The 2,717-nt window shown below is 43.1% G+C and carries 2 protein-coding genes; both read right to left on the bottom strand.

What is annotated here, in order from left to right:
• Nucleotides 1-280: 280 nt before the first annotated feature.
• Nucleotides 281-1,225: a GDP-L-fucose synthase family protein gene (locus PN499_RS10655; protein ID WP_272031832.1), complete on the bottom strand. Its 945-nt coding sequence runs from the start codon at nt 1,223-1,225 to the stop codon at nt 281-283.
• 141 nt (nt 1,226-1,366) lie between these two features.
• Complete coding sequence (gene gmd / locus PN499_RS10650) at nt 1,367-2,398, bottom strand: GDP-mannose 4,6-dehydratase (protein WP_272031831.1); 1,032 nt, start codon at nt 2,396-2,398, stop codon at nt 1,367-1,369.
• Between the last annotated feature and the right edge of the window lie 319 nt (nt 2,399-2,717).

Genomic DNA, 2,717 nt, shown 5'->3' with positions numbered 1-2,717 from the left:
GGTCTCTATTAGTTTTTCGGGTTCGGCTCATGGGGATTCACCGGGGCTAGATGACTCATCCAGTCTGAGTTTCACACGTTTGAGCTTTTAGAGAAAGTCCCTCTTGACTTTCGAGCGCTCTTCTTAACTTGTCACCAATGTTTTTCTCCAATGATGAATTTATCGCTCAATTAGGGTGAAAGTTATTGGCAAAAGTTCTTTCTACTGCTAAATTAAGTTCCCTTCCACAATCATCTAAAAAAAACCCGGTTCCTTCACAAAACCGGGTTTTATTGGAAACTTACACAGCGTGTTGCCGATACCACTCAATCGTTTTCTTCAATCCTTCCTTAAAGTCCATTTCAGCAGTAAAGCCAAACGCCTTTTTGGCCCTTTCCGTATCCAAACATCGGCGCGGTTGACCATTCGGTTTATCAGTTTGCCAAACTATTTCCCCCTCATATCCCATCAACTCACATACGAGATTAATCAAGTTTCTAATTGAGATTTCATGATTAGTTCCCAAATTAACAGGTTCCGAGTCATTATATGACTGAGTTGCCATCACAATCCCCCGCGCTGCATCCAGGGAATACAAAAACTCGCGAGTAGGACTACCATCACCCCAAACTGGTAACTCTTTATCACCTCTTAGCTGTGCCTCATGTACTTTCCGAATTAATGCTGGAATTACATGAGAACTCTTCGGGTCAAAATTATCCTCCGGGCCGTATAAATTCACAGGCAACAAATAAATACCATTAAACCCGTATTGCTGGCGATAGGATTGCAATTGAACTAATAAAGCTTTCTTTGCAACTCCATAAGGCGCATTAGTTTCCTCCGGGTAGCCATTCCAAAGATCCTCCTCTTTAAAAGGTACGGGAGTAAACTTGGGATAAGCACAAATAGTACCGAGACAGGTAAATTTTTCAACTCCTGCTTGATAGGCGGCGTGAATTAGTTGAACACCCATCATCAAATTGTCGTAAAATAATTCAGCAGGCTTTTGCTGATTTAAACCGATGCCACCGACGTGAGCAGCTAAGTGAATTATGATATTTTGGTTTTCGGCAGCACGCTGACAATTTTCCATCACTCTGAGGTCAAAATCATGCGAGCGCGGGATCGAAATCTTGTCACGATTAGCCCCTGCTTTCACAAGTCTATCGATCACATTACGACCCAAAAAACCAGCCCCGCCCGTAACCAGAATCCGCTTCTCGCTCAAATCTAACCCAGTCATATTTCTATCCTCAATTGAAGAGCAATTTGCTTGTACAAGCTGTAGAGTGGGCATTGACCAAAATTATTTTTTTACCTAAATTATAGATATTTTGGCGGTCAATGTCTACCCTACTTTTAATTCATTTCAAGGGTGCAGAACTTAATCAAAACCGTTGCCAGAACCGCGAAGTTGCTGTTCTAAAGCTTTGATGTCAGAGTCCACCATTAAATGTACCAACTCCTCAAAAGTAACAGAAGGTTCCCAGCCCAACTTTTGGCGCGCCTTAGTTGAGTCGCCGATTAACAGTTCCACTTCGGCAGGACGCAAATAGCGTTCGTCAAACTCAACATATTCGTGCCAATCTAAATTGACACAATTGAATGCCTTATCTAGAAATTCCCGGATAGAATGGGTTTCATTAGTAGCCACTACATAATCATCAGGTTCGTCGTGCTGTAACATCAGCCACATCGCCTTCACGTAGTCCTTAGCATAGCCCCAATCGCGCTTAGAATCAAGATTGCCGAGGTAAAGTTTTTTCTGCTTTCCTGCTACAATCCTAGCCACAGCACGAGTAATTTTTCGAGTTACAAAGGTCTCACCACGCCGGGGCGATTCGTGGTTAAACAGAATCCCGTTAGACGCAAACATCCCGTAAGATTCGCGGTAATTTACAGTTTGCCAGTGAGCATAAACCTTCGCACAAGCATAGGGACTGCGCGGATAAAATGGTGTGGTTTCTTTCTGGGGGACTTCCTGTACTAAACCATACATCTCAGAAGAACCCGCTTGATAGAACCGCACTTCGATCCCTGTGCGGTGTCGGTAGTCGCGAATTGCTTCCAAAAGCCGTAGTGTCCCTAAACCCACTGCGTCAACGGTATATTCTGGAGCGTCAAAACTAACCCGAACGTGAGATTGAGCACCTAAGTTATAAATTTCTACGGGTTTGACTTCTTCTAAAATCCGGCGCAGGGTAGTACCGTCGGTCAAGTCACCATAGTGTAGGAATAAACGGGCGTTTTCACTGTGGGGATCGACATAGATATGGTCAATTCGATCGGTATTGAAGGTTGAACTTCGTCGGATAATACCGTGAACTTCATATCCTTTTTCTAGCAGCAATTCACTCAAATAGGAGCCGTCTTGACCTGTAATACCGGTGATTAGCGCTCGCTTGCGTTCCGTCATCTGATTTTCCCTTCACAGACACTTTAACTCTAAGGGCTAGGCTGTTGTTACTTGCCTTTGCCGTTATCAAATTTCTACGTTAACCTATAATCCCCAAGTCAGCGTCAAGGAACTGTGTAGTTTTTGCAAAGATATCGATCTCTGATGAGTCGGAAGGATGGGGAGCGGGGGAGCAGGGGAGCGGAGGAGATGGGGAGGATGGGGGAGCAACTTAATCAATTAAAAATTAAAAATGCAAAATTAAAAAAAAATGCAAAATTAAAAATTGTGAGATTTAATTTTTAATTTTTAATTTTTAACTTTTAATTAATCGGAGGGG

Origin of the sequence: Kamptonema animale CS-326, from assembly GCF_028330895.1 — a bacterium.
In the GTDB taxonomy this organism is placed as follows: domain Bacteria; phylum Cyanobacteriota; class Cyanobacteriia; order Cyanobacteriales; family Microcoleaceae; genus Kamptonema; species Kamptonema formosum.
This window is presented reverse-complemented; position numbering and strand designations above follow the sequence as displayed.